At 69.4% G+C, this 23,457-nt stretch carries 24 protein-coding genes; 13 read left to right on the forward strand and 11 right to left on the reverse strand.

Features of this window, described 5'->3' with window-relative positions:
- Positions 1-170: 170 nt before the first annotated feature.
- From ACFYRH_RS33270 to ACFYRH_RS33280, 3 genes are all read left to right on the forward strand, one after another.
- Complete coding sequence (locus ACFYRH_RS33270; RefSeq protein WP_387783591.1) at positions 171-698, forward strand: hypothetical protein; 528 nt, start codon at positions 171-173, stop codon at positions 696-698.
- A 75-nt stretch (positions 699-773) separates the two neighbouring features.
- Positions 774-1,661, forward strand: a complete 888-nt coding sequence (locus tag ACFYRH_RS33275; protein ID WP_387783592.1) for a c-type cytochrome — start codon at positions 774-776, stop codon at positions 1,659-1,661.
- A gap of 87 nt (positions 1,662-1,748) precedes the next feature.
- Positions 1,749-2,231: a DUF1269 domain-containing protein gene (locus ACFYRH_RS33280; RefSeq protein ID WP_387783594.1), complete on the forward strand. Its 483-nt coding sequence runs from the start codon at positions 1,749-1,751 to the stop codon at positions 2,229-2,231.
- A 16-nt stretch (positions 2,232-2,247) separates the two neighbouring features.
- Here ACFYRH_RS33280 and ACFYRH_RS33285 read toward each other — a convergent pair whose 3' ends face one another.
- Positions 2,248-3,369: a S1C family serine protease gene (locus tag ACFYRH_RS33285; RefSeq protein WP_387783596.1), complete on the reverse strand. Its 1,122-nt coding sequence runs from the start codon at positions 3,367-3,369 to the stop codon at positions 2,248-2,250.
- Positions 3,370-3,533: 164 nt separating this feature from the next.
- Between ACFYRH_RS33285 and ACFYRH_RS33290 the strand changes: the two genes are divergently transcribed.
- From ACFYRH_RS33290 to ACFYRH_RS33310, 5 genes are all read left to right on the forward strand, one after another.
- Positions 3,534-5,198, forward strand: coding sequence for a DUF4091 domain-containing protein (locus tag ACFYRH_RS33290; RefSeq protein ID WP_387783597.1), 1,665 nt, complete (start codon positions 3,534-3,536; stop codon positions 5,196-5,198).
- A 236-nt stretch (positions 5,199-5,434) separates the two neighbouring features.
- Complete coding sequence (locus ACFYRH_RS33295) at positions 5,435-5,845, forward strand: hypothetical protein (RefSeq protein WP_387783598.1); 411 nt, start codon at positions 5,435-5,437, stop codon at positions 5,843-5,845.
- Positions 5,846-6,060: 215 nt separating this feature from the next.
- The gene (locus ACFYRH_RS33300; protein ID WP_387783600.1) at positions 6,061-8,598 is read left to right on the forward strand and encodes a LuxR C-terminal-related transcriptional regulator; all 2,538 of its coding nucleotides are present in this window, start codon (positions 6,061-6,063) and stop codon (positions 8,596-8,598) included.
- A 105-nt stretch (positions 8,599-8,703) separates the two neighbouring features.
- Entirely contained in the window at positions 8,704-9,798 is a 1,095-nt protein-coding gene (locus ACFYRH_RS33305; protein ID WP_387783602.1) for an AI-2E family transporter, read from the forward strand.
- Positions 9,799-9,885: 87 nt separating this feature from the next.
- On the forward strand, positions 9,886-10,812 hold the full coding sequence (locus ACFYRH_RS33310; protein ID WP_387783604.1) for a formylglycine-generating enzyme family protein: 927 nt from the start codon (positions 9,886-9,888) through the stop codon (positions 10,810-10,812).
- Positions 10,813-10,822: 10 nt separating this feature from the next.
- Here the strand turns inward: ACFYRH_RS33310 and ACFYRH_RS33315 are convergent, their stop codons facing one another.
- Positions 10,823-11,689 (reverse strand): YihY/virulence factor BrkB family protein, encoded by an 867-nt coding sequence (locus tag ACFYRH_RS33315; protein WP_387783606.1) that lies wholly within the window; start codon positions 11,687-11,689, stop codon positions 10,823-10,825.
- A gap of 156 nt (positions 11,690-11,845) precedes the next feature.
- Between ACFYRH_RS33315 and ACFYRH_RS33320 the strand changes: the two genes are divergently transcribed.
- The gene (locus tag ACFYRH_RS33320) at positions 11,846-12,343 is read left to right on the forward strand and encodes a potassium channel family protein (protein WP_387783608.1); all 498 of its coding nucleotides are present in this window, start codon (positions 11,846-11,848) and stop codon (positions 12,341-12,343) included.
- Positions 12,344-12,352: 9 nt separating this feature from the next.
- Here the strand turns inward: ACFYRH_RS33320 and ACFYRH_RS33325 are convergent, their stop codons facing one another.
- A complete protein-coding gene (locus ACFYRH_RS33325) occupies positions 12,353-12,856 on the reverse strand; it encodes a hypothetical protein (RefSeq protein WP_387783610.1) in 504 nt (167 codons plus the stop codon).
- A 148-nt stretch (positions 12,857-13,004) separates the two neighbouring features.
- Between ACFYRH_RS33325 and ACFYRH_RS33330 the strand changes: the two genes are divergently transcribed.
- Entirely contained in the window at positions 13,005-13,214 is a 210-nt protein-coding gene (locus ACFYRH_RS33330) for a hypothetical protein (RefSeq protein ID WP_387783612.1), read from the forward strand.
- A 30-nt stretch (positions 13,215-13,244) separates the two neighbouring features.
- Here ACFYRH_RS33330 and ACFYRH_RS33335 read toward each other — a convergent pair whose 3' ends face one another.
- The 3 genes from ACFYRH_RS33335 to ACFYRH_RS33345 all read right to left on the reverse strand — a co-directional run bounded on the left by ACFYRH_RS33335 (position 13,245) and on the right by ACFYRH_RS33345 (position 14,886).
- On the reverse strand, positions 13,245-13,742 hold the full coding sequence (locus ACFYRH_RS33335) for an RDD family protein (protein ID WP_387783614.1): 498 nt from the start codon (positions 13,740-13,742) through the stop codon (positions 13,245-13,247).
- On the reverse strand, positions 13,739-14,371 hold the full coding sequence (locus tag ACFYRH_RS33340; protein WP_387783616.1) for a hypothetical protein: 633 nt from the start codon (positions 14,369-14,371) through the stop codon (positions 13,739-13,741). The genes ACFYRH_RS33335 and ACFYRH_RS33340 overlap by 4 nt, the downstream gene beginning before the upstream one ends.
- A gap of 98 nt (positions 14,372-14,469) precedes the next feature.
- Positions 14,470-14,886: a MerR family transcriptional regulator gene (locus tag ACFYRH_RS33345; protein WP_387783618.1), complete on the reverse strand. Its 417-nt coding sequence runs from the start codon at positions 14,884-14,886 to the stop codon at positions 14,470-14,472.
- Positions 14,887-15,001: 115 nt separating this feature from the next.
- On the opposite strand from ACFYRH_RS33345, the gene ACFYRH_RS33350 reads away from it, so the two are divergent.
- Positions 15,002-15,238 (forward strand): NmrA family NAD(P)-binding protein, encoded by a 237-nt coding sequence (locus ACFYRH_RS33350; protein WP_387783620.1) that lies wholly within the window; start codon positions 15,002-15,004, stop codon positions 15,236-15,238.
- Positions 15,216-15,899, forward strand: a complete 684-nt coding sequence (locus tag ACFYRH_RS33355; protein WP_387783622.1) for an NmrA family NAD(P)-binding protein — start codon at positions 15,216-15,218, stop codon at positions 15,897-15,899. The genes ACFYRH_RS33350 and ACFYRH_RS33355 overlap by 23 nt, the downstream gene beginning before the upstream one ends.
- A 191-nt stretch (positions 15,900-16,090) precedes the next feature.
- Here ACFYRH_RS33355 and ACFYRH_RS33360 read toward each other — a convergent pair whose 3' ends face one another.
- Complete coding sequence (locus ACFYRH_RS33360) at positions 16,091-16,732, reverse strand: nitroreductase family protein (protein WP_387783624.1); 642 nt, start codon at positions 16,730-16,732, stop codon at positions 16,091-16,093.
- Positions 16,733-16,774: 42 nt separating this feature from the next.
- Entirely contained in the window at positions 16,775-17,179 is a 405-nt protein-coding gene (locus tag ACFYRH_RS33365; RefSeq protein ID WP_387783626.1) for a winged helix-turn-helix transcriptional regulator, read from the reverse strand.
- Between the two features lie 59 nt (positions 17,180-17,238).
- Here ACFYRH_RS33365 and ACFYRH_RS33370 point away from each other — a divergent pair, with 59 nt between their 5' ends.
- Positions 17,239-18,015: an alpha/beta fold hydrolase gene (locus ACFYRH_RS33370; protein WP_387783628.1), complete on the forward strand. Its 777-nt coding sequence runs from the start codon at positions 17,239-17,241 to the stop codon at positions 18,013-18,015.
- A gap of 102 nt (positions 18,016-18,117) precedes the next feature.
- On the opposite strand, the gene ACFYRH_RS33375 is transcribed toward ACFYRH_RS33370, so the two are convergent.
- The 3 genes from ACFYRH_RS33375 to ACFYRH_RS33385 are packed head-to-tail and all read right to left on the reverse strand — an operon-like array spanning position 18,118 to position 23,456.
- On the reverse strand, positions 18,118-21,072 hold the full coding sequence (locus ACFYRH_RS33375; protein ID WP_387783630.1) for a DUF5722 domain-containing protein: 2,955 nt from the start codon (positions 21,070-21,072) through the stop codon (positions 18,118-18,120).
- A gap of 28 nt (positions 21,073-21,100) precedes the next feature.
- On the reverse strand, positions 21,101-22,552 hold the full coding sequence (locus ACFYRH_RS33380; protein WP_387783632.1) for an ABC transporter substrate-binding protein: 1,452 nt from the start codon (positions 22,550-22,552) through the stop codon (positions 21,101-21,103).
- Positions 22,553-22,583: 31 nt separating this feature from the next.
- Positions 22,584-23,456, reverse strand: a complete 873-nt coding sequence (locus ACFYRH_RS33385; protein WP_387783634.1) for a carbohydrate ABC transporter permease — start codon at positions 23,454-23,456, stop codon at positions 22,584-22,586.
- Position 23,457: the final 1 nt, after the last annotated feature.

Here is a 23,457-nt window from a genome sequence, read left to right on the forward strand (position 1 = left end):
AGGCACCGATCGTGCAACCCTGTTGGCAGTAGTCGCCGTGCAGTTGCCGTGTAGTTGCCGTGTAGTTGCCGTGTAGTTGCCTTGGCCAACTGTTGTGTGCGGTGCGCGACCGGGCCTCGACGCGGATGCGTCACGCACGTAGTCTGCGAGAGGGCGAGTAGGAGACTGCGATGAACCAAGGTTTGCTGAACTCGTTGACGGACACCGAGCGGCTCCTGGTGGCCGAGACCGAGCGGGACGCGCTCAAAGATCTGGACGAGGACGAGCTGCTGGCGCTGCACGACCGGGTCCGGCGGGCGCGGACGAAGTACCTGAAGAACTATCGGCGGGCGGCGAGCGCCGCCGTCGGAGCGGCGGGCGGGCGCGGGCGGTCGTTCCCGGAGAACCAGCGGTCCCGGGACAAGGCGGAGCTGTTCGAGCTGGCGCTGGCGAAGGTGAGCCGGGAGGTCGCGGCGGCCGCCAGGCGGTCGTCGATGGAGCTGCGCAGCGAGCGGATCGAGGCGGCCCGGCAGGCCAAGGCCGCCGGACCCGAGATGCGGGTGGCCGAACCGCAGTCGGCCGCGACGGAGACGACCACGCGCGGCACCAGGCCGCGGACGGTCAAGACGACCGGTGGGCTGAAGAAGGACGCGTCCACGCGGGCGATGGGCGCGCGCCGCCAGACCAAACGCGACACTCGCCGAGCCGGCGCCAAGTAACCTCACCTGATTCGGGGGATCACAAGCGCCCCGAGGTGGGATTTGGTGTTCCGGCGGCGGCCGGGAGGTGTGCAGATGGGGGACACGGGCAACAGGGCCGCTCGGCCGTGGCGCCGGGCGACACTCGGCCGCGCGCTGGCACTCGGCGCGGCCCTCGTGGCGGTGGGCCTCGGGTACTCCGCTCTGGTGCCGCGCGGCGCCGCGGGTGCGGACGGCCCGAACTCGGACCAGATCGAGCAGGGCAGACTGCTGTTCGCGGTTGGTTGCGCGAGCTGTCACGGCATGTTCGCCGAGGGTGGCACCAACGGTGCCGGCCGGTTCGCCGGCCCCTCGCTGATCGGTGTCGGCGCGGCCGCGGTCGACTTCCAGGTCAGCACCGGGCGGATGCCCGCGACGCAGCCCGGGGCCCAGATCCCGCAGAAGCCGCCGGTGTACACGAACGAGGAGATCGCGGCGCTCGCGGCGTACGTCGCCTCGCTCGGACCCGGACCGGCGATCCCGGCCCCGGACGAGTACGACGTCAGCAAGGTCGACCAGGCGGGGATCGCCCGGGGCGGTGAGCTGTTCCGCACCAACTGCACGGCCTGTCACAACTTCGCCGGCCGCGGCGGCGCCCTCCCGAACGGGAAGTACGCGCCCTCGCTGATGCACACCACGCCGAAGAACATGTACCAGGCGATGCTGACCGGTCCCCAGCAGATGCCGGTCTTCTCGGACCCGGTCCTGACACCCGTCGACAAGCGGGACATCATCGCGTACATCGTCTCGCTGCAGCAGCAGAAGGACCCGGGCGGACTCGGGCTCGGCCGGCTCGGCCCGGTCTCCGAGGGCCTGTGGGGCTGGTTCATCGGCATCGGTCTACTGGTCGTGGTCGCCGTCTGGATCGGGGCGAAGGTGCCCCGGGTGCACCGGGCGCGCGATTCGAAGGACTCCGGCACCGGTCGTCCGGGCGAGTCACCCTAATCGGAGGAAGCCGGTACCCGGTCCGGTTGATGGGATGAGGCGTCCAGCGCGGCGTACAGGACCGCGCCCTGCCTCGAGGAGTTCGACATGACCCATCTGGTGGTGCTCGGTGTGGACAGCCGTGAGGACGCCGAGCGCGTCCTCCAGGTCACCGAAGATCTGGCGAAACAGCAGCTCTTGCAACGCGACGACGCGGCGTACGCGTACAAGGACGACAAGGGCAAGGTGCGGATTCACCAGACGATGAACATGACCGCCGCCGGTGCGGCCGGGGGTGCCCTGTGGGGGACCCTGATCGGTCTGATCTTCCTCAACCCGCTCGCCGGTCTGGCGGTCGGCGCGGCCACCGGCGCGGTCGCCGGCAAGCTCACCGACGTCGGTATCAACGACGACATGATCAAGCAGGTGGGCCGCGAGCTGCAGATCGGCCACGCCGCGGTGTTCCTGCTGGCGCGCTCGGCCACGGTGGACCGCGTCATCGACGCGCTGAAGCCGTTCAACCCGACCGTCATCCAGACGAACCTCACGAAGGAACGCGAGGAAGAACTGGTCGAGGCCCTGCAGAGCTGAACCCCGACTCAGGACACTATTGGGCGGCCAACGTCAGCTTGGTCGTGTTCGAGGCGCCGTTCCGGACGTAAGTGAGTTCGAGGGTGTCTCCGGCCTCGCGGGTGAGGGTCGCGACCACGATCTGCTCGCTACTGGTGGCCGCTTGGCCGTCGATCTTCGTGATCACGTCGCCCGTCCGGAGTCCGGCCTGGGCTCCGGGCCCGGTGGCGGCGAGGACGAAGAGCCCGGCCGGAGCGCCCGACGCCTTCGCCACCGCGGGCGGGATCTCCTGGACCTGGAGACCGGTGGTCGGGTGGCCGGGCTTGCCGGTACGGATGAGTTCGTCGGCGATCGGTCCGGCGAGATCGACCGGGATCGCGAAGCCCAGACCCACGCTGCCGCCGCCACCGACCCCGGCGGAGTTCGGCACGGTCGCGATCGCGGCGTTGATCCCGACCAGCTTGCCGGCGCAGTCGACCAGCGCGCCACCGCTGTTGCCGGGGTTGATCGCCGCGTCGGTCTGGATGGCGCCGATCAGGTGGTGCGTGACGCCCTCGCCCGGGACCGGCACGTAGCGGTCGAGAGCGCTGACGATGCCGGAGGTGACGGTGCTGGACAGCCCGAGCGGCGCGCCCAGCGCGACCACCGGCTGGCCGACCTGCAGCTCGGCCGACGAGCCGACGCCGATCACCGGGTAGTCCTTCGCGCTGTCGGACGCCTTGAGTACGGCGAGATCGGTGCCCGGGTCGCGTCCCACAATGGTCGCGTCCACGCTGTGACCGTCGCTGTAGCGAACGAACACCTTGCCGCCGGACGCCGCCGGCGAGATCACGTGGTCGTTGGTGAGGATGTAGCCGCCGTCCCGGAAGATCTGGCCCGAGCCGGTGCCGGCCTGGGCACCGCTGCTCGCCGAGATCGTGACGATCGACGGCAGCACCTGCTGCGCGACCGGGATCGCCGCGCACATCGCCGTACCGGCGTCTGTGCTGCCCGAACCCGACGCCGCGGACGCCGGGCTGCGGCTGTTGCGGACGGCGACGACGATCAGCGCGATGACGAGCGCGGCGACGATCACCCCTTCCGCGATGGCAACGACCAGGAGCCGGCTCGGGCCGGACCTGACCGGGGCCTCGTGCGGTCCGTCGTCGGTGTGGGACATCGCGACCTCCCGCCGCGAGCCTAGTGTCCTGAGCCGGACCGGCTGATCACCCACATCGGGTGATCCCGGAGCGCGACCATGGACGGCTCGTTGTGCATTGATGCGCGAATCTGCATCATTGACGCCATCATCACGCAGCCCGGCGAGGGAAGGAGTGGTCCTCCGTGACCGCGACATGGGAGTTCGTTCTGTGCGACGCGCTGGTCAAGGTGCACCCGGTCCGGGATCCGCGGCCGGTGTCCGGACAGACCCGGTTCCAGGCGTTCCTCGGTGAGCCGGCGTCCTTCCAGCTCGCGTACCGCCCGCCGCTCGACCCGAAGTTCCGGGACCCGCGCCCGCTCCGCGCGACCGTCGAGGGTACGGCGGCCGACCTGGTCACCGTGTCGAGCGTGGACCTCGTGCCGTGCGCCTTCCTCGCGCTGCCGGGTCATGACGACGGCTACGAGTTCGACGAGCCGGGACTGTACCCGGACCTGCTGCGCCCGGTGCCGGACGGCGAGGCGCGAGTGCGGTTCGGCAGTTGGGCAGCGCTGTGGTTCGACGTCACGACGGCTGACCCCGCGCGGGCCGGCGTCCACGAGCTCACGGTCGTGATCAGCTCTCCCGACGGCGAGGAGCTGTACCGCGAACCGGTCAGCGTCGAGATCTCGGGAATCGAGCTGCCGCCGCTCGACATCGTGTCGAGTCACTGGATGCACCTGGACGCGCTCGCGGATCACTACGGCGTCGAGGTGTTCAGCGAGGAGCACTGGACGATCGTCGAGCGCTTCATGGCGTCGGCGGCCGAAATGGGGGCGACCTCGTTGCTCGCGCCGGTGTGGACGCCGCCGCTGGACACCGCGGTCGGTTCGTACCGCACGGTTGTGCAGCTCGTCGACATCACGGCCACCGCTGAGGGATACCGGTTCGGGTTCGACAAGCTGCGGCGCTGGCTCGAACTGTGCCGTCGTACCGGGATCACTGGTGTGGAGGTCGCGCATCTGTTCACCCAGTGGGGTGCGCGGGCGACGCCCGGCATCGTGGTGAACGAGGAACGGGCCTTCGGGTGGGACGTGCCGGCGACCGATGCGCGGTACCGCGCCCTGATGGAAGCGTTGCTGCCCGCGCTGCAGGCGGTGCTCGACGAGGAGTGGGATCGCGAGCACGTGGTCTTCCACATCTCCGACGAGCCGTCGGGGGAGGAGGGGCTGGCGAGCTATCTCGCCGCCAAGGCGGTCGTCACCGATCTGCTGAAGGGCTGGACGGTCGTCGACGCCCTCAGCGAGCACTCGTTCTACACCTCAGGCGCCGTACCCGTGCCCGTCGTCGCGACCGATCACGTCGAACCGTTCCTCGCGGAGCGGCCGGAGCGCCTCTGGGTGTACTACTGCGTCAGCCAGGACCGCGATGTGGCGAACCGTTTCATCGGGATGCCGTCGGCGCGCAACCGGGCGATCGGGCACCAGCTCTTCGCCTCGGGCGTCGACGGATTCCTGCACTGGGGGTTCAACTTCTGGTACACGTGGCACGCGATCCGGCGGGTGGACCCGTTCACCGACACCTCCGCCGGCGGCGCGTTCCCGGCCGGCGACCCGTTCGCCGTCTACCCCGGCCCGGACGGTACGCCGTGGCCGTCGATCCGGCACCGCGTCTTCGCGCAGGCGATGTGGGATCACCGGGCGTTGCAGGCCGTCCGCGCCACCCTCGGGAACGCCGCGGCGCTGGACATCGTCGATCCCGGCCGGACCGTGCGTTTCGACCGGCCGGTGCTCGAGCCGGAGCACTACTACACGGCCCGCCGGCGCATGACCGAGGCACTGACCAAGGCACTGTCGGCAGGCGCCGGCTGACCGCGTGGTGCCGTGCGGCTGACACCGCACGGCACCTGCGGTGGAAGCGTGCGCCCCTGTACGCGACTCTCCACCGCGAGGAGCCGAGCCCGCGGCCGCCCCCGGCGGCGGGTCCGGCAATCACCCCTCGATCCGACCACTGCGCGTGATCCCACGCATCATCCCTCGAGGGTGAGTCGGCCGGATGCGCGGCGTTCTAGGGTCCTGAGTCGAATGCGACACATTAGGGGGAAGCAATGAGCCAGGACACCGAGCGGACGCAAGAGCCCGTCTCCGGCTGGGCGATCGGTGGTATGACCTTCGCCGCGACGATGCTGCTGATCATCGGTATCTTCCACGTCATCACCGGTCTGGTGGCGGTCATCAACGACGAGTTCTTCGTGGTCGTCCGCGGCTACACGTTCAATCTCGACACCACGGCCTGGGGCTGGATCCACCTGATCCTGGGCGTGCTGCTGATCCTGGTCGGGGTCGGGGTGTTCCGGCGCGCCACCTGGGCCGGGATCGCGGCCCTGTTCCTGGTGGTGCTGAGCGCGGTGGAGAACTTCTTCTTCATCCCGTACTACCCGTTCTGGTCGCTGGTCCTGATCGCGCTCGACATCTGGGTGATCTGGGCGCTGACCCGGCCGGGCGCGATCCGCACCTGAGCAGGCCGGCAACGTCCCTTCCGAGGAAGCAACCCTTCCCAGGGAAATCTCAGACGGTCTAGTCTCGATTGACAGTGGGAGGCGCCGCAGGCCGTCCGCGTGACGGCGCCTCCTCATGGGAGGGCACACGGGCGATGACCCCGCAGCCTGGGGAGAGACCTGACGGGGCGGTAGGCACCGGGCTCGGACAGAGCCCGCGGCCACCGCTCAGTCTCGTGACGCGCCGGCGGCTGCACATCGCCCTCGACCGCGGCTCGCGGTTGCCGCTGACGATGCTGGTCGCGCCGGCCGGCACCGGCAAGACCGTCCTGCTGGCCGACTGGGCGGCGCACCAGGAGCGGTCCGTGGCCTGGGTGACCGGCCACGACACCGGCAACCTGGCCGCATTGCTCGGGACGGCACCTCCGCGGAGCCGTCCCGATCTCGTGATCATCGACGACGCGCATTTGTTGCCACCGGCAGCGGTCGGGCGGTTGGCGGAGCTGCTGTTCACCACGCCGTACGACGTCCGGCTGGTGATCGCCAGCCGATACGACCTCCCGCTCCCGATCTCCGAGCTCGAATTGCGTGGCCTCGGGTCGATCCTGCGGTCCCGCGACCTCAGGTTCACCGACGACGAGGCCGCGGCGCTGGTGCACGCGCACGCCGACGGTGTCAGCGACGAGGACATCCAACTGCTGCAGGAGACCACCTCGGGCTGGGCGGCCGCGCTCGTTCTGGCGGCGCGGGCCTTCACGATCTCCGGAGACAGTCCGCCGCCGGCGCTGACCGAGCGGCCGGTGCTGGACCTGCTGCTGGGTGAAACGTTCGACACACTCGACGAACGTGTTCAAGGGGTGCTGCTCAGCACGTTCGAGCAGCGCGAGATGACCGCCCAGCTCGCGGCGGCGCTCAGCGGGGATCCGAACGCGGGCGCGATTCTCGCCGATCTCTCGGTCCAGGGTCTGCTGGTCACCGCGTACTCCGACGGGCACGGGAGCGAGTCGACGTACGACTATCACCCGTTGCTCGTCGAGCTGCTCCGGCGGCGGGCGGTCGGCAACGATCACGACGGTCAGCGTGTCGTCGCGGCGCGCCGGCGGGCGGCGGCGTACTACGCGCATCACGGCGACGCCACGGCCGCGCTGACCAATGCGCTGGGTGCGAGCGATCCCGGGTTGGTCGCCGAGTTGCTGCTGGTGCACGGTCCCACGTTGCTTGCCGCCGGCGACATTGCGTTGGTCGCGTCCGGGTTCGACGTACTCCCGGACGACTACGTCGAGACGCACCTGCACCTGGCGGGTGTCCGTGGCCTGTTACGCCGCTTCACCGGTGACCTCACGGGCGCTGTCATGGATGCGGCGGCCGCCGCCGAGATGACGGACGAATCGGGCCCGAGCAGCGATGCGCTCGAAGCCGATGTCGCCGTACTGCGCCTGTGGGAGTCCCGCTACGGCTGGTACGACGTCGACGACGCGATCCGGCGAGCGACCGTGCTCGTCGAGCGCGCCGCGAGTGCCGGCGAACACCGCGCGATCCTCGGCCTGGAACGCCTGGCCTGGGTGCTGTTGGAGCTCGCCGCGGCGGAGACCACCGCCGATCGACTCGATGACGCTGCCTGCCATCTCGACGAAGTCGCGGTGACCGCGCGGATGGCTTGCCACCGGCAACTGCTGGCGGCAGGGCAGGCGCATCGGGCGGTCGTGCAACTCGTGCGCGGTCAGGTCCAGAGCGCGGCTCGCTCGGCCGAGGCGGCGCTCGACAGCGCGGCGAAGTACGGTCTCGCCGAGGAGCACGTCGTACGTGCGCAGGTGGTCCTCGGACTCGCGGCGCTCAGCAGACTCGACCTCGACGATGCCCGGGACTGGAGCCGGACCGTCACGGAGGCCGACGTCCCGGGTTCCGACCCGGTCGTCACGGCGTTGCGGGAGATGATGCGGACGGTCAATGTCATCGAGGACGGCCGTCTCGACGAGGCGCGTCTCGCCTTGGCCTCCGATCCACCGGCGGCTGGGCAGTTGCCGTCCTTCCTGGTGCGTGATCTGGCGCTGCTGCGGCTGTGGGTCGCGCTGCTGGTCGACGACCGCCCCTCGGCCGAGTCGCAGGTCGGCATCCTCGAAGAGTCCGGCAACGTCGCCGAGGCAGCACTGCTGCGCGCGGTCGGCTCCTGGGTGGTGGACAACCCGCGAGCCACGCTGGATGCCGTCGACACCGCGCTCGCGGATCCGAGTCTGTACCCCACGCTGGCCGCGTCGGCCAAGGCGTTCCGGGTCATCCTGCTCGTCCGCCTCGGTGACACGGCGGGGGCCGAACAAGCTTTGAGCGTTCTGCTGACGGACATCGCGCCGCAGCATCTGCTGCAACCGCTGGCGATGGCGGGACTCGAACCGACGTTCATGGATCTGCTGCGCCGCTGCGCCGAGAGTCCGCGGGCGCATCCGTTCGCGTCGGTTGCCCTGGACAAGTTGTCGCGGCACCGGGCGACCTGGAACACCGGCGGCATCGCGTTGCTGGCCCGCCCCACGGACCAGGTCGCGGAAGCACCGCCTCGGCGACTTGAAGCGGTGATCAACGGCGCGACCATCCACCTGACCGCGCGCGAGGCCGACGTACTCGATCAGCTGGCGCTCGGGAGTTCGTACACCGAGATCGCCCAGGCGCTCTACATCACCGAGAACACCGTGAAGACGCACCTGATGTCCCTCTACCGCAAGCTCTGCGTCGAGAAGCGCTCGGTCGCCCTGCGTGTCGCCCGCACCGTCGGCCTGCTCTAGGCCGAGTCTGGACGGTGCCGAGCCGGTTCATCCCTGGTGGGTGAATCAGGCGGCGCGCCCACGGCCAACACTGTGGCGAAAGGTCACCGGACCCGGAGGATCTCGATGGCGCGCTCGGCCGACGCTCGCCCTGGGCTCCCGCGCGGGCTCGTCGTGCTCGGCACCTTCGCCGCGGCTGTGGTGGTGATCGGCGGCCTCCGGATCGCGGCCGGCTTCGTCGGTCCGATCTTCCTCGCGCTGGTGCTGACCATCGTCGTCCATCCGGTACGCCGCCGGCTCCAGCGACTGCACCTCCCGAGTTGGGCCGCATCGACGGTCTGCGTCGTCGCGGTCTACGGGCTGTTGCTGGGTCTGAGTCTCGCGCTCGTGATCGCGACCGCACGGTTCGCGACGCTGTTGCCGACGTACGCCGACGAGTTCGACGACCGCGTCGCCGGGATCGCGGGGAAGCTGGCGGATGCCGGGATCGGCTCCGGGCAGGTGCACGACCTGCTCGGCGCCCTCGACTTCGGGAAGGTCGCCGACCTGATGCAGACGGTGCTCGGCACGGTCCTCGACACCGTGTCGAGCCTGGCGTTCATCCTCACGCTGGTGCTGTTCCTGACGATGGACGCCGGCACGTTCCCGGCGTTGCTGTCCCGGGTCCGTGCCTCGAAGCCGACGCTCGTCGACGGGCTGCTCTCGTTCGCCCACGGGACCCGCCGGTATCTCGTGGTGTCGACGATCTTCGGACTGATCGTCGCGGTCGTCGACACCATCGCGTTGTGGCTGCTGGGCATTCCGGTGCCGCTGCTGTGGGGACTCCTCGCGTTCATCACGAACTACATCCCGAACATCGGCTTCGTCATCGGGCTGATCCCACCGGCGGTGCTCGGGCTGCTCTCCGGCGGCTGGTCGCTGGCACTCGCGGTGATCGTGGTCTATTGCCTGGCCAACCTGATCATCCAGACGATCCTGCAGCCGAAGTTCGTCGGTGACGCGGTCGGTCTCTCGACCACGCTCACGTTCCTGTCGCTGGTCTTCTGGGCCTGGGTCCTCGGCGCGCTCGGTGCGCTGCTGGCGATCCCGCTCAGCTTGCTGGTCAGGTCCCTGCTCGTCGATGTCGATCCCCGTGCGGACTGGATCGGCCCACTGCTGTCCAACCGGCCGGACAAGCCGCCACCGGCCGAACTCTCGACCGGCGATTCCGTTTCCGGTTGAACGTGCACCTTTCTCACCCCTGACGGGTGATCCTCAGCCGTGTGCCCGTCGCGACAGTTGTCACAGACGCTCGGGGAGGAGCCGGACATGGCGGCAGCGACCAAGCCCACCACCCAGGCCTGGGTCGCCGTACCGGGCGGCACGTTCACGTTGGGGTCCGAGCAGCACTACCCCGAGGAGCGTCCGGTACGGCGGGTCGACGTCGCACCGTTCTGGATCGCCGCCTACGCGGTGACGAATCGTCAGTACGCCGACTTCGTCGCGGACACCAGGTACGTCACGGTCGCCGAGCGACCACTCAACCCGGCCGACTTCCCGGGAGCTCCGAAGGAGAACCTGAAACCGGGCTCCCTGGTCTTCACGCGAACTCCCGGACCGGTCGACCTGCGCCATCTGAGTCAGTGGTGGACGTGGACGCCGGGAGCCTGTTGGCGGCATCCGGAAGGACCCGGATCGGGCATCGCCGACCGCTCCGACCATCCCGTCGTACACATCGCGTACGACGACGCGCTCGCGTACTGCGACTGGGCCGGCGCCGAGCTCCCGACCGAGGCGCAATGGGAGGCCGCGGCGCGGGGCGGGCTCGACGGGGCGACGTACGTGTGGGGCAACGTGCCCGAACGGCCCGGGCAGCGGCTCGCGAACTTCTGGCACGGCGACTTCCCCTGGCGATCGGACCCGGGCTACGGGCACACCGCGCGGGTCGGGTCGTTCCCGGCCAACGGGTACGGCCTGTTCGACATGGCCGGCAACGTCTGGGAGTGGACCCGCGACTGGTACGAGTCCGAACCGCAGAACGGGCCGTCGTGTTGTTCGCCGGACGGGCCGATGGGCAGTCCGGACGCCGCGCAGCCGCAGTTCCGGATCCCGCGCCGGGTGCTCAAAGGCGGCTCGTTCCTCTGTGCGGACAGCTACTGCCGGCGCTACCGGCCGGCGGCCAGGCGTCCGCAGATGGTCGACACGGGCATGAGTCACATCGGCTTCCGCTGCGTCCGAACCGAGCCCCCGGACTGACGTGCCTGTTTTAGGTGGCGTCGTCGTCCGCACCGGTCGACGCCGCCGCGTTCCGGGCCTCGTCGCGCCGGGCGAGCGCCGCGCCGAGCTCCGCCCCGACCACGGCCGAGGCGACGATCAGCAATGCGAGCACCACCAGCCAGGAGATGAGTGCGATCGCGACGCCGATGACGCCGTACCGCTCGGCGTTCTGGTCGATCAGGCGCGGCACGTAGTACGAGCCGGCCTGGCCGACCAGCGTCTGTCCGAGCGCGCTCGCGATGGCACCCGGTAGCAGCAGTCGCCAGGTGATCCGTCTGCTCAGCATCAGCCAGCTGGCCAGCCACCAACCGGGGAACGCGACACAGGTCTCCGCGACCAGACTGACGACCACGCCTCCCGGCAGCTTGTCGGCCAGGCTGGCGAGGTACGCGACCGCGGACAGCAGGACCAGGACGAGAATGGCGCCCTGGATACCGTGCAAGGTTCCGCGCAGGCCGCGCGCGGGAAGTCGCCACGCCGCCTCGTAGGTCCGCTGCAACGACCGCGCGAAGCTGCTGGCCGACACCAGCACCGTCAGCACGCTGAGAATCGTCAGGCCGCCGGATGCCGACGGAGGCCGGCCGAACAGCGCCTGTACGGCGTCGGCCGACGCGCCGGTGAGCCTGAACTTGCTGATCATCCAGTCGGCCAGCGCGAGCGCGCCGGACCCGCTGAGCAGCGTCGCCAGCACGATGAGCAACGGCACCAGCGCGACGAACGCCTTCCCGGCCAGCGTCAGCGCCCGGTCGTACAGCCGGATCTCGAGCGCGGCCATGACGGTCCGGCCGATCACGTTCTGCCGGGCCCATCGCACCACCCGCCGTACCTGGGGGTGCTCGGCCCATTGGCGCATCATCCGCCACCCTCCGCCGCTGCCGGGCCGGATCCGGCGTTTCGACGGTAGGCGGGCGGACGGCGGACGGACTCATCCGGGCGGGGTGAGGGACCGCCGGTGGCTCGGCCCCGATGCTGGAACCGTGGTTACGGTCAGGGCGGTCAGGGCGGTCGGGGCGTGACCGGCACGTCGAGTGACTGGCGCCGGCCGGTGATCAGCTTCGGCGGATTGCTGGTCGCGTACTACGCGATACCGACCGACCGCTCCGCGGACAATCCGTTCATCCTCGGTCTGGTCGTCACCGTCCTTGCGGTGACCGTGCTGGGCTGGGCCATCGCGGGACAGATCCGCCGTCAGCTCCGGGGCGACCAAGACGTCCGGCTGCAGACGTTGCTGATCCTGATCGAGTTGTCCGCCGTGGTGTTCGCGCTCGGCTTCTTCTGGCTCGAGCGGACCCGGCCCGGCGAGATCGCGGGCCTGCAGACGAAGACGGACTCGCTGTACTTCACCGTGACCACGATGGCCACCGTCGGGTACGGCGACGTCCACGCGGCCGGTCAGATCGCCAGGGTGCTGGTCCTCGTCCAGATCGCCTTCAACGTCGTGTTCGTCGGCGCGCTGGTCCGGATCCTGTCCGGGCAGGCCAGGAAGCGCGCGGAACAGCGACGGCGGTGACACCCCGAGTCAGTGCACCACCACCTCGAGGACGACGATCGCGACGCCGCAGGCAGCGTTCAGGGCGCCCGCCGACGCCGCGACCGGCCAGCTCCACCGTTGCCGCCGCGCGAAGGCGAGCCCCCAGGCGAACAGCTGCGCGACGCCGATCCACAGCGCCACCCGGACCGAGCGCTCCAGGTCGAGGTCGCCGATCGCCGCGATGACGAGCACCACCAGGCACGGCACCGGTCCGGTCAGCAACGGCCACTCCTCGGCCATCGCGGCCCGGACGGCCTTCCACTCCAGCCGTCGCGCCCCGCGCAGGTGGTGCGCCAGCGCGTCGGCGTACACGTGGGCCAGCCAGAACACGGCGAGGGTCGCGACGGTGACCACGAGCAGGCGATCGGCGGAGAGCTGTTTCGCGCCACCGGCGATGACGGCCATCGCGGCGATCGTGCCGTAGATCGCGCCGGCCGTGTCCGAGGCGCGAACCGGCGGCCCGGATGCCTGCTGATCCGCCGTTCCGGCCATCGGCCCTCCTCCGGCTGAGTCGGCCAGGCTGTTACCGCCACTCCGTATTCTCGCCTCGCCGGCCGGCAGCTCGCTCCCCCGGGAAGGGTGATGCCCGACGGGTGTCCGGGCAGCAAAGTCGAAGCTGTCGAGCGGGAAGGACAGTCGCATGGCTCATTACATGATCCGGGTGAAGGGCGATCTCTCGCCCGAACTGACCGACGCTTTCCCGTCACTGTCCGCCGATCCCGAACCCGCCCAGACGGTTCTGCACGGCGAGCTCGACGATCAGGCCGCGCTTGCCGGCGTACTCAACCACTTGGACACCCTCGGCATCACGATCGTCGAGGTCGTCCAGGTGCCGCCGGCGCGACGGTGACAACTTCACCCGATCCGGGTGACCCGGCGGTCAGCGTGGTTGCGGTGCCGGTGTGATCCGGCCGTCGCGCTGGGCACGCCAGTCGTAGACGACCCGGGTCCGCAGCAGCATGTCCTGCAACGAGCGATGGTGCCGCATCACACACAGCACCAGGCCGATCGGGAACAGCGTGTAGAGAATCGCCCGCACCAGCGCCACCCAAGCCCGCACGGGCCCGCCCGCGGCACTCACGACGCGCAGCCCCATCACCTGGCAGCCGAAGGTCTTGCCGGTGATGGTCCAGGCCGCGGCGAGATACCCCGCGAAGACGACGAGACTCGCCGTACGGCTGAACACGGCCGACACCGCGAGCAGGTGAAAGTGCCTCGGGTTGATCACGAACAGCAGTGCGTTGAGGGCCAGGTAGCCGCCGGTCAGCAGTGCGAGTACGACGAAGAAGTCGACGACGGCCGCCGCGGTCCGCGTGACGAGTCCGGCGGGCCGGCCCTGGTGCGGCCAGACTTCCTGCGGGATCGGATCAAGGCTCACGAGTCGGCCGACGAGCCCGGTCCGCCTGACGAGCCCGTCGTGCCCGGCGTGCCCGCCTGTGCCGCGGGCTTCCTGCTGAAGCGCAGGCGGATCTTGCCGACCGCTTCGTCGATGACGTCGTCCCCGGAGATGCCCTGCATCCGCACCCCGCGGGCCGTTTCGGAGCTCAGCGAACCCGTCGACTGCCGGATGATCTCGGACAGGTCCACCTCGGCGATCACGCCCTCGGCGAGACCGGCCAGATCGAGGCTGGTGATCACCTCCTGCAGGTCGACCTGCTTGACCAGGCTGTTCACGTCGACGTACCTCCGGACCGTCTCGTTCAGGTCGATCCGGCTCAGGATCGCGTCGACGACCGCCTGCACCACCTCGTCACTGGCCGTCGACAGGCGCGACTTCAGCTCGTCCTCCTGCTGCTCGCCCCGGTGGGCCAGGTTCTGCAGCAGACCACCGGACCGGGCCTGCTGCGGGAGCCCGAGCACCACGACGGCGGCCCGCTTCGCGCCGCGCGCGGCCGCGACCGTGGTCGCCAGGGCCAGACTCGACAGCCCGACCGCGACGTCGAACACCAGCACCGGACCGAACCGCGGCCCCTCGGGCTCCAGCCCAGCCTGCTCAGTCGTCTCCACGGCCCCATGATCAACACTCCGCGCCACCCCGACCTCACCCTCCACGGGCGATTTCCCCACCCCCACCCACGAAACCCGCCAGGACTCCCGGTCAGAACTTATTGCCGCAGACTCCGCCTGGTTCGTCCGGTGGAAGGGGTGAGTGGTTCGAGGTCGGCGGCGCGGCACGACTCTTTGGGGTGCACTGCGATGTCGAGCAGTTGGTCGAGGCGCCGGCCGGCTTCCTGGAGCGCGGCGACCTCGTCGGCGATGCGGGTGCGTTCCTGGGCCAGGCGTTCCAGGAGAGCGGGATCGAGGTGCCGTGCGTCGATGCCCGCCAACAGTCGCTCGATCAGGCGGCTGCTCAGACCGGCGGCGTAGAACTGCTGGATCAGCCGGACCCGGTCGACGGCCGAGTCGGGATAGATCCGCTGCCCGCTGCCGGTCCGTTCCGGGCGCAGCAGGCCGTGTTCCTCGTAGTACCGCAGGGCGCGGGTGCTGACCCCGGCCTTGCCGCCGAGCTCCCCGATGCGCATGCGCCGCTCCTCTCCGGACTTGCCCCTGACGTCGACGTCAAGTTTTACCGTGGGCCGCAAGTCCGCCGGCGATGGGTGCCGCGGATCGTTCTCATCGATTCTCCTGGAGACAGATATGTCAGATGTAGTGGTGGTCACCGGCGCGACCGGACAGCAGGGCGGCAGCGTCGCGCGCCGGCTGCTGGCGGACGGCGTACCGGTCCGGGCGCTGGTACGGCGGCCCGACGCGGACGCGGCTCGGGCGATCGAGGCGGCGGGTGCCGAGCTGGTCGTGGGTGACCTGACCGACCGTGGTTCGCTCCCCCCCGGCGCTCGAGGGCGCCCGGGCGGTGTTCTCCGTACAGACGCCTGACCTGAGCGATCTCGGCTCGGACGTCGAGCGGATCAACGGGCTGAACCTCGTCGACGCGGCGCGCGAGGCCGGTGTCGAACAGTTCGTGCACTCGTCGGTCGCGGGGCTCCGCGAGTTCCTCGACAGGGCAGCATCAGGTCGGGCACCCGCGTGGGGCAACCCGCACTACTGGAACAGCAAGGCGGCGGTCGGCCTGGCCCTCCCGCACGCCGGGTTCCGCTACTGGACAGAGCTGCGCCCGGCCTTCTTCATGTCGAACCTGATCCGGCCGTCGATCTGGTTCGAGGACCTGACCGGCGAGACGATCGTCACCGCCGTCGACGCTGACAAGCCGCTGGCGGTCGTCGCGACGCAGGACATCGGCGCTGCGGCGGCCGCCGCGTTCGCCGATCCGGTCCGCTTCCACGAGCAGGCGGTCGACCTCGCGGGCGACGTACTCTCGCTCGCGGAGATGGCAGCGGCGCTGACCGCGGCGGGTGATCCGGCGCGGGTGGAAACAGTCACCGTCGAGCAGGGCGTGGCGCGTGGCATGCTGCCGCTACTGCTGGAGAACCAGGTCGGTATGAATGCCACCGGGATCTCCGCCGACCCAGCTGTCGCGACAAGCTTCGGCATCCCGCTCACCTCGTTCGCGACGTGGGCGGCGCAGCAGTCCGGCTGACCGTCGCGACCGTCTGGTGACACGTGGTCTCGGTGCGACTCCAATGTCTATACGTTTGCTGGACATTAGGTGGAGGGTGGAGCAGCTGACTTTCGGCGCAGTCGAGACCACGCATCGCGCCGCGGAGCAGGCGTTCGGAACGCGCACAGGAGGTAGCCGAGTTGCTGCGGCAGGCGATTGCCCGCGTCCGCTTACCAGGCGTCGAAGTGGAGGACCTCGTCCAGCGGCTTGCGCGGGGCGGGCTTGAAGCCGGTGCCGATCGAGTACGCGGTGGGGATGAGCACGGCCTGACGGAGGTGCTCGGGAAGGCCGAGGAGCTCGCTGATCTCGCGTTCGTACCTGAGGTGCAACGTCGTCCACGCCGTCCCCAGACCGCGCGACCTCGCGGCGAGCATGTAACTCCACGCGGCCGGCAGGATCGAACCCCAGAGCCCGGCCTGGTTGCCGGCGGGCAGTTCGGTGGCTTCGATGCAGGGGATCACCAGCGTCGGTACGTCGCCCATGTGATCGCCGAGGTACGCCGAGCTGCTCCGGACCCGCTCCTGCACCGCCGCCCGCGCCGGGTCGTCGTCCGGCGTCTCCGCGGCATCCTTCGCAGCGAAGTACTTCTGGAGCGAACGACGGTAGTACTCACCGATTGTCTTCCGCTTGTCCTGGTCCGTGATCACCAGCCAGTGCCACGTCTGCCCGTTGCTTCCCGACGGCGCCTGGACGGCGATGTCGATCAGCTCGCGGATCAGCTCGCGCGGAACCGGCTTGTCCAGATCGAGTCGTTTGCGAACGGCTCTGGTTGTCGTGAGCAACTGATCGGGCGACAGATCGAGTGTGGACATTTCGCGAGTATGGCACCGACCGGACCGCCGGTGGGCGTTGTCTCAAACGGTGTGGGCTCGGGACCTGTGGGCGTCGATTTCGGGCATGTGGGTCTCGGCCCACGCTCGGAGGGCGGCGAGTGGCTCGTCGAGACTGCGACCGAGTGGCGTGAGCGAGTAGTGGACGGCCGGCGGGACGCTCGGCTCGACCCGACGGGCCACCAGCTGATCGTCCTCGAGCCCGCGCAGCGTCTGGGTGAGCATCTTCGCCGAGACCCCGGGGGTCCGGCGTTTCAGCTCGGCGTACCGCAGTTCGCCGGTCTCGGCCAGGGTCTTCACGATCATCGCGACCCACTTGCTGCCGACGCGGTCGAGCAGCTGGCGGGTGGGGCAGTCCGGGCTGAAGAGGTCGCCGCGCCGGGAGGGCACCTCGGAGTGACCAGGTGTCCCGAAAGTGCGATCTTCCATCCCCGCCTCCGTGGTTCCTACAGTCGACCAGGTAACCAACGGTAACTTTGGAGGTTCTCTTGATCGACAGCGGCCGCGGACCTGCCGTCGTCCTGCTGCACGGGTTTCCGCACACGGAGCGGTTGTGGGAGCTCGTCGTACCGCGGCTGTCCGCGACCTGGCGGCTGATCGCTCCCGATCTCGTCCGGGGTGGGTCGGCGCTGGAACTCGCGGACCGGACCGAGCAGCTCCTCGACGGCCTGCGGATCAACCGTGCGACGGTGGTCGCCATCGACGCCGGCGTGCCTGCCGCTGTGGGATTCGCGGTCACGCGCCCGGAACGCACGGACCGGCTGGTGGTGATGGAGGCGATCCTGCCCGGTGTCGCCGGCGCGGAGAGCCTGCTCGAGCGTGGGCAACCGTGGTGGTTCGGTTTCCACCAGGTTCCCGGGCTCGCGGAACGCGTGCTGGCCGGTCATGAACGCGAGTACGTCGAGTGGTTCCTGAACGTGGGCACCGCTGACGGCACGGGTATCGGTCCCGAGCTCACGGCTGCCTTCGCGTCGGCGTACACCGGAACTGTCGCTCTGGCCGGAGCCTTCGCGCACTATCGCGCGATGCCGCGCAACGCCCAGGAACTCGCGCCGCTGCTCACCGAGAAGTCGCTGGACCTGCCGGTCCTGGCCATCGGGTCCCAACCCGTGGGTCCAGCGCTCGCCGCTCAACTCCGTACCGCGGCGCCCGACCTCACGTCCGTCCAGCTCGACAACTGTGGACACTTGATCCCGCTGGACGCCCCGGACCGCCTACTCGCCGAGTTGCTCCCGTGGCTGGAGCGTGACTCGACTCCCGGATGACCAGCTCGTACGGGCCGGTGCAGACCGCGGCGGATCAGTCAGGGTCGGCTGCAGGGTCGGCTGCAGGCTCGCCGCCGCGAGCCTGCAGCCGACGTCTTCACCTCAGACGGTGCCGAACCAGCCGAGGGAGTCGACCTGGAAGTGGGCGCCCCAGGTCGAGTAGTCGCCGCCGACCGCGTGCATGGTCACCTCCACGTGGTCGATCGATGCGCGACCCGCCCAGTTCGACACGTCGAGGCCGATCTCGTTCCACCGGTCCGGCGAGTACGGCTGGGTGATCGTCTGGACGGACGTGCCCGACCGGAGCGTGAACGTGACCTCGTAACCGGTCGAGTTGGGCGCTCCGCCGTACGAGTTCACCCACACCACGACCCGCTTCGCCGCGGACAGGTCGAGAGGCGTGGACGGGTCGACGTACAGCGTCTTGGGCTGCAGCGACGACGCGACGGTCGAGGCGCCGTCCAGCGCGTACGAACCGGCCTGCGGTACGCCGGGCCCGTTCGCGAGGCTCGACACCGCGGACACCGACGCCATGCCCGCGCCTGCCTGCCAGCCCTGCACCGTACCGTCGTCGAAGTCGAACACCGGCTTCGCGACCGGGACCGGCTTCGGCGGGACGGTCACTGCGACGCGGTAGTCGAATCCGGCCAGCCGGAAGCACAGGCTCGGATGGTACGGATCCGCCGGCGCCGACTTCGCGACAGTGGCGTCGAGGGTCGCGGTCGCTCCGGGCGCGATCCCGGTGGCGGGCAGTGCCGCCGGGGTGAGCGTCACCCCGTCACACACCTTCACCTCGGCCGGATCGCTGACCGGCCGCAGGTCGTCGTTGCGGATCGTCACGTGCACGGGCTTCCCGGCGCCGATGCCTTCCGGCGCGTCGGCCGAGAACGTCAGGTTGCCCGTCCGCTCCGCCCCGGCGAGAGCGCCGGCCAGCTGTACGTCGTCCAGGTCGAAGTGCCCGCTCCACGTGGCCTGCGTGCTGCCGCGGACCCACACCTTGATCCGGCTGATCTTCCCGCGCCATCCCGAGAGATCGATGGTCGCGCGCTGCCAGTCACCACCATCGTCGAGCCGGGTCGCGCCCTCGATCACGCGGCCGTCATCGCCGTACGCCTTGATCTTGACGTACCGCGTACCGACGGTGGCATCCGCGGGGATCCTGATCTTGACGCTCAGTCCCTGTGCGCCGCCGGTGTCGATCGGAGCCGGCAGTACGACGTCCGTGCCCCGCCACAGTTGCCCGAGCTGCCCGGCGTACCCGGACTCCCAGGTGAAGTTGGTTCGCAGTACGCCGTCCGTCGCGGTCACGGCGTCCGCGGCATCGGACACCCGCCAGCCCTGCGTGCCGTTGGTGAAGTCCATCAACGTCCTGACCTGGCGCGGCATCGCCGTCCGGCTCGCCCCGACCGTGGTCGGGTTCGCGCGCACCGCCAGTTTCGACGGGTCCCAGTTCTGGACGAGCTCGGACCAGTCCTTGATGCCGATCACGTCGAGGGCGAACTTCGAGACCTCCAAGGACTTGCTGGTGTCGATGGTGCGGAAGACGTCGTACACCAGCTTCTTGGACTTCGGTGCGGCCGGAGCGTTGACGGTGTCGTCCCACCACCACAGGCCGAGCCGCAGTCCGCCCTCGCCCTGGTGGTCGACGTGCCGGTGCAGGATGAACGAGTCGATTCCTGGGTTGAACGCGACCTTGTAGTACGCCAGCGCGTAGCAGGCGGCCTGGTTACGCTCTGCCTCGGCGGTCGTGTTCGGGGTGTTGCAGCCTTGTTCGGACAGGATGATCCGGCGCTGCTGACCGTCGTACGTCTGCTCGGGCCGCTGCAGGTACTGCGGTAGCACCTCGATGTTGCGCAAGGTGATCTCGGGACTGGTGTCCGGATCGTTCGTGGTGTTGGGGTCGTTCCAGAACCTGGGGTCGGTCAGGTCGTGCGGATAGGGGTGGTAGGCAACGTTCCACGGGTAGTCGCCGTGGGACTTGGTGAGCGCGTTCAGGTGGTCGACGACGTCCTTGGCCGGGTAGTACTGGCTCGGGTTGTTCGCGACCGCCTGCTTCCACGAGTGCGTCAGCGAGACGTACGTGCGGGCTTCGCTGTACGCCGCTCGCGTGGCCAGGAACGTGATCCGGAGCGCGCGTTCGTAGTACTTCAGGAACTCGTCGATCGGCTTGTTGCCCATGTTCTGCCAGATCCACGGGGCGTCGACCTCGTTACCGACGATGAAGCCGGTCGCGCGGCCGTAGCGCTCGTCGGTCCGGGTGTAGCGCTGCGCGAGGAACTCGACCGCGGCGGTGTAGTAGGCGATGCCCTCAGCGGTCTTGGTGTTGAACGCGAACACCGGCCCGCCGCTCAGGTCGGCGTCCGGGTGCTTCAGCACGGACCAACTCGAGTTCGCCCGATCGTCCCGGTAGAGCAGCAGGATCAGGTTGACCACGGTCTCGTTGTCCGACAGCGGTTTGATCTGCCGGTCCAGCCCGCTGACGGTCGCCGCGTCGAAGTAGAACGTCCGGCCCTGCGAGACGAACGGGACGGATTTGCCGGCGCCCGCGTCGGAGACCTGCATCAGGGTGTTGAACGGAACGTTGATCGCCGCATGGCCGACGCCCAGCTCCTCGGCGTCCGCGGTCATCTGGACCTGCAAGCCCTTCTTCGTGGGGCTGGTCGGATACGGGTAGGTGTTGGTCGGCGTCATCTGCAGGTCGTCGACCTGACGGTCGGTGCCGACGATCGCGCCGTTCGCCACGGCGACGTACTTGTCGTAGTACCCGTCGCGTGGAGCGGAGGCCGTGAACGCGCCGGCGGCGTCGGACTTGACGGTCGCCACCGGGGTGCTGCTGGACCAGGCGGAGTCCTCCTGCTCCAGGCCGAGCGCGTACACGGACACGTCGGTGCTCGGGTCGGCCGTGCCCTCGACCTGGATCGCCTGGTCGGTGGCCCGCACTGTCGTGATGCCGGACGGCGGCGCCGCGGCAGCCGTCGTCACCAGGCCCCCGGCGGCCAGGGCGGTCAGGACCACCCCGGCCAGCAGGCTCCTGAGGGAGCCGATCGATCTGATCATCGCTTCTCCTCGAACTCGGTGAATGCCGTCACTTCGCCCAGCTCTCCGTCCAGCCGGCGTCCTTCGCAGCCTCCTTGGCTGCGGTCGTCCAGTTCTCCTTCAGCCTTCGCAGCGTCTCGTCCTCGCTCTTGGTGCCGAGCAGATAACCGTCGTACGACGGCTTTCCGGCCAGCGCCTTCGGCTGCAGATCGAGGCCGGTGGCCCGCGGCGGGTGCTTGAACCACTCGCCACTCATCAGGCCCTGCAGCCCCGGCGCGGCCTTACCGTCCTTGGTCGCGGGGATGCCCCCTGACTTGTCCAGCCACGCCTGACCGCCTTGCGTGCTGCTCGCGAACTGCAGGAACTTCACCGCCGCGTCCAGCTGCTTCCCGCTGGTCGTCGACGGGATCATGTACGACGTACCGCCGGTGTCCGCGCCGAACCTCGCCGGAGTACCGTCGGCGAGTTCGCTGTCCGTCGGTGTGATCGTCGGGAACGGCATCGTGCCGTGTTTCCACGACACCTTGTCCAGGCCGGCGTCGGCGAAGTTCGTCCCCCAGGCCATCGCCGCTTTGCCGCCGACGAAGTCGTCACCGCCGACGAACGACGCGCCACCGGAGATCCCGGACCAGTTCGGCGTCGCGCAGGCGTCGAACATCGCCTTGATCAATCGGAGCCCCTCGGCCACCTCGGGTGTCTTCGTCGGGTCCAGCTCGCCGGTCAGGACGGCCTTGGCGACCGACTTCGCGGTCAGCTGCGCCGCCTTGCCCGGCTTGCCGTCGGCGTCGAACTGGTTCCAGCGGTCGAAGTACTTGTCCGCCAGCATCCCCATCACCACGGTGTAGGTCCAGCCCTGGCCGAGCCACCCGTTGTCCATCGCGAGCGGCGCGTACCCGGCCGCCTTGAGCTTCGGGCAGGCCGCGACGAAGTCGCCGTACGTCGTCAGCGGCGCCTGGACGCCGGCCTTCGCGAACGCGTCCTGGTTGTAGTAGAGGCCGATCGTCACCAGGTTGAACGGCACCCACTCGTAATGCCCGGCGGCGTTGCGCACCTTGCCGGACTTCGGCCCGAACTGGTCGGCGTTGAAGATGTCGATCCAGTGCTGGTTGCCGGGAACGTACGGGTTCGGCTTGTCCAGGTACTCGTCCAGCGGCAGCACCTGATCGGGCTGGTGCGGCGCCTGGTTGAAGACGAGCTCAGGCGCCGTACCGGCGGTGAGCTGGGTGGACAACGTCTGGATGAACCCCGGGATCGGCAGCACGGTCGTCTCGACCCTGATGTTCGGTTCGGCGGCCTCGAACCGCGTGACCAGGTCGTCCCAGGCCGGGCCGAAGCTCTTCGGGTCGGAGTTCCACTGGTTCGGGCCGGCGATCGTGATGGTGACCTTGTCACCGCCACCGTCACCGCCACCGGCCCCCGATCCGTTGCAGGCTGCGCTGAGTGTCAGCACAGCGGCCACCACGGCACCGGACAGCGCGCGGGCGACGTGCAGTCTCGCCATCGGTCGTTCCCTTCTGGTGATTGAGGTGTTCCTAGTGACTGCCGGGCAAGCCGCCCTGGACACCGGCCAGGAAGTGCTTGGAGAGCAGGACGAAACCGACGAGCAACGGCAAGCTCGCCAGCGTGTACCCCGCGAACATCGGGCCGTAGTCCGTGCCGGACTGGCCGTGGAAGAAGAGCAGACCGACCGACACCGTGCGGTACTGGTCCTTGGTGATCGTCAGCAGCGGCCAGAAGAAGTCGTTCCAGACCCCGTTGACGGTGACGAGCGCGATCGTGCCGATCACCGGCATCGACAGCGGCAGCATGATCGACGTGAACATCCGGACCCCGCCGGCCCCGTCGGTGCGGGCCGCGTCGAACATCGACTGCGGGATGCCCTCGACGAACGTCTTCATCAGGATCGTGCCGAGCACCACCCCGCCCGCGACGTGCGGGATGATCAGGACGGCGTACGTGTTCAGCAGGCCGAAGTCGCGCATCATCACGAACAGCGGGATCAGGCTCGAGATGCTCGGCACCATCATCAGCGCCGCGATCATCGCGAACAGGAACCGGCGCCCGGGGAAGCTGTAGCGGGCGAGGACGAAGCCGGCCACCGCGGAGAGCGCCAGGATGCCGACGATCGCCGCGGCCGCGACGATCAGCGACGTCAGCAGGTAGGGGCTGATCTGCTTCCACGCGGTCGCGTAGTTCCCGAGGTGCAGCGGCCAGGTGGGTAGCCAGTAGCTCGTCGCGAACTGCAGGTTGTCCTTGACCGACGTACCGAGCATGAAGACGTACGGTCCGAGGCTCAGCAGGACCAGCACCGTCAGACCGGCCACCACACCGACCTGACCACGTCGGCGTTGGCGTTTCGGCGTACGGCGATGTGCCCGGATCCGGCTGTTGCGGGTGTCGAACATG

Source organism: Kribbella sp. NPDC004875, assembly GCF_042873375.1.
Classification (GTDB): Bacteria; Actinomycetota; Actinomycetes; order Propionibacteriales; family Kribbellaceae; genus Kribbella.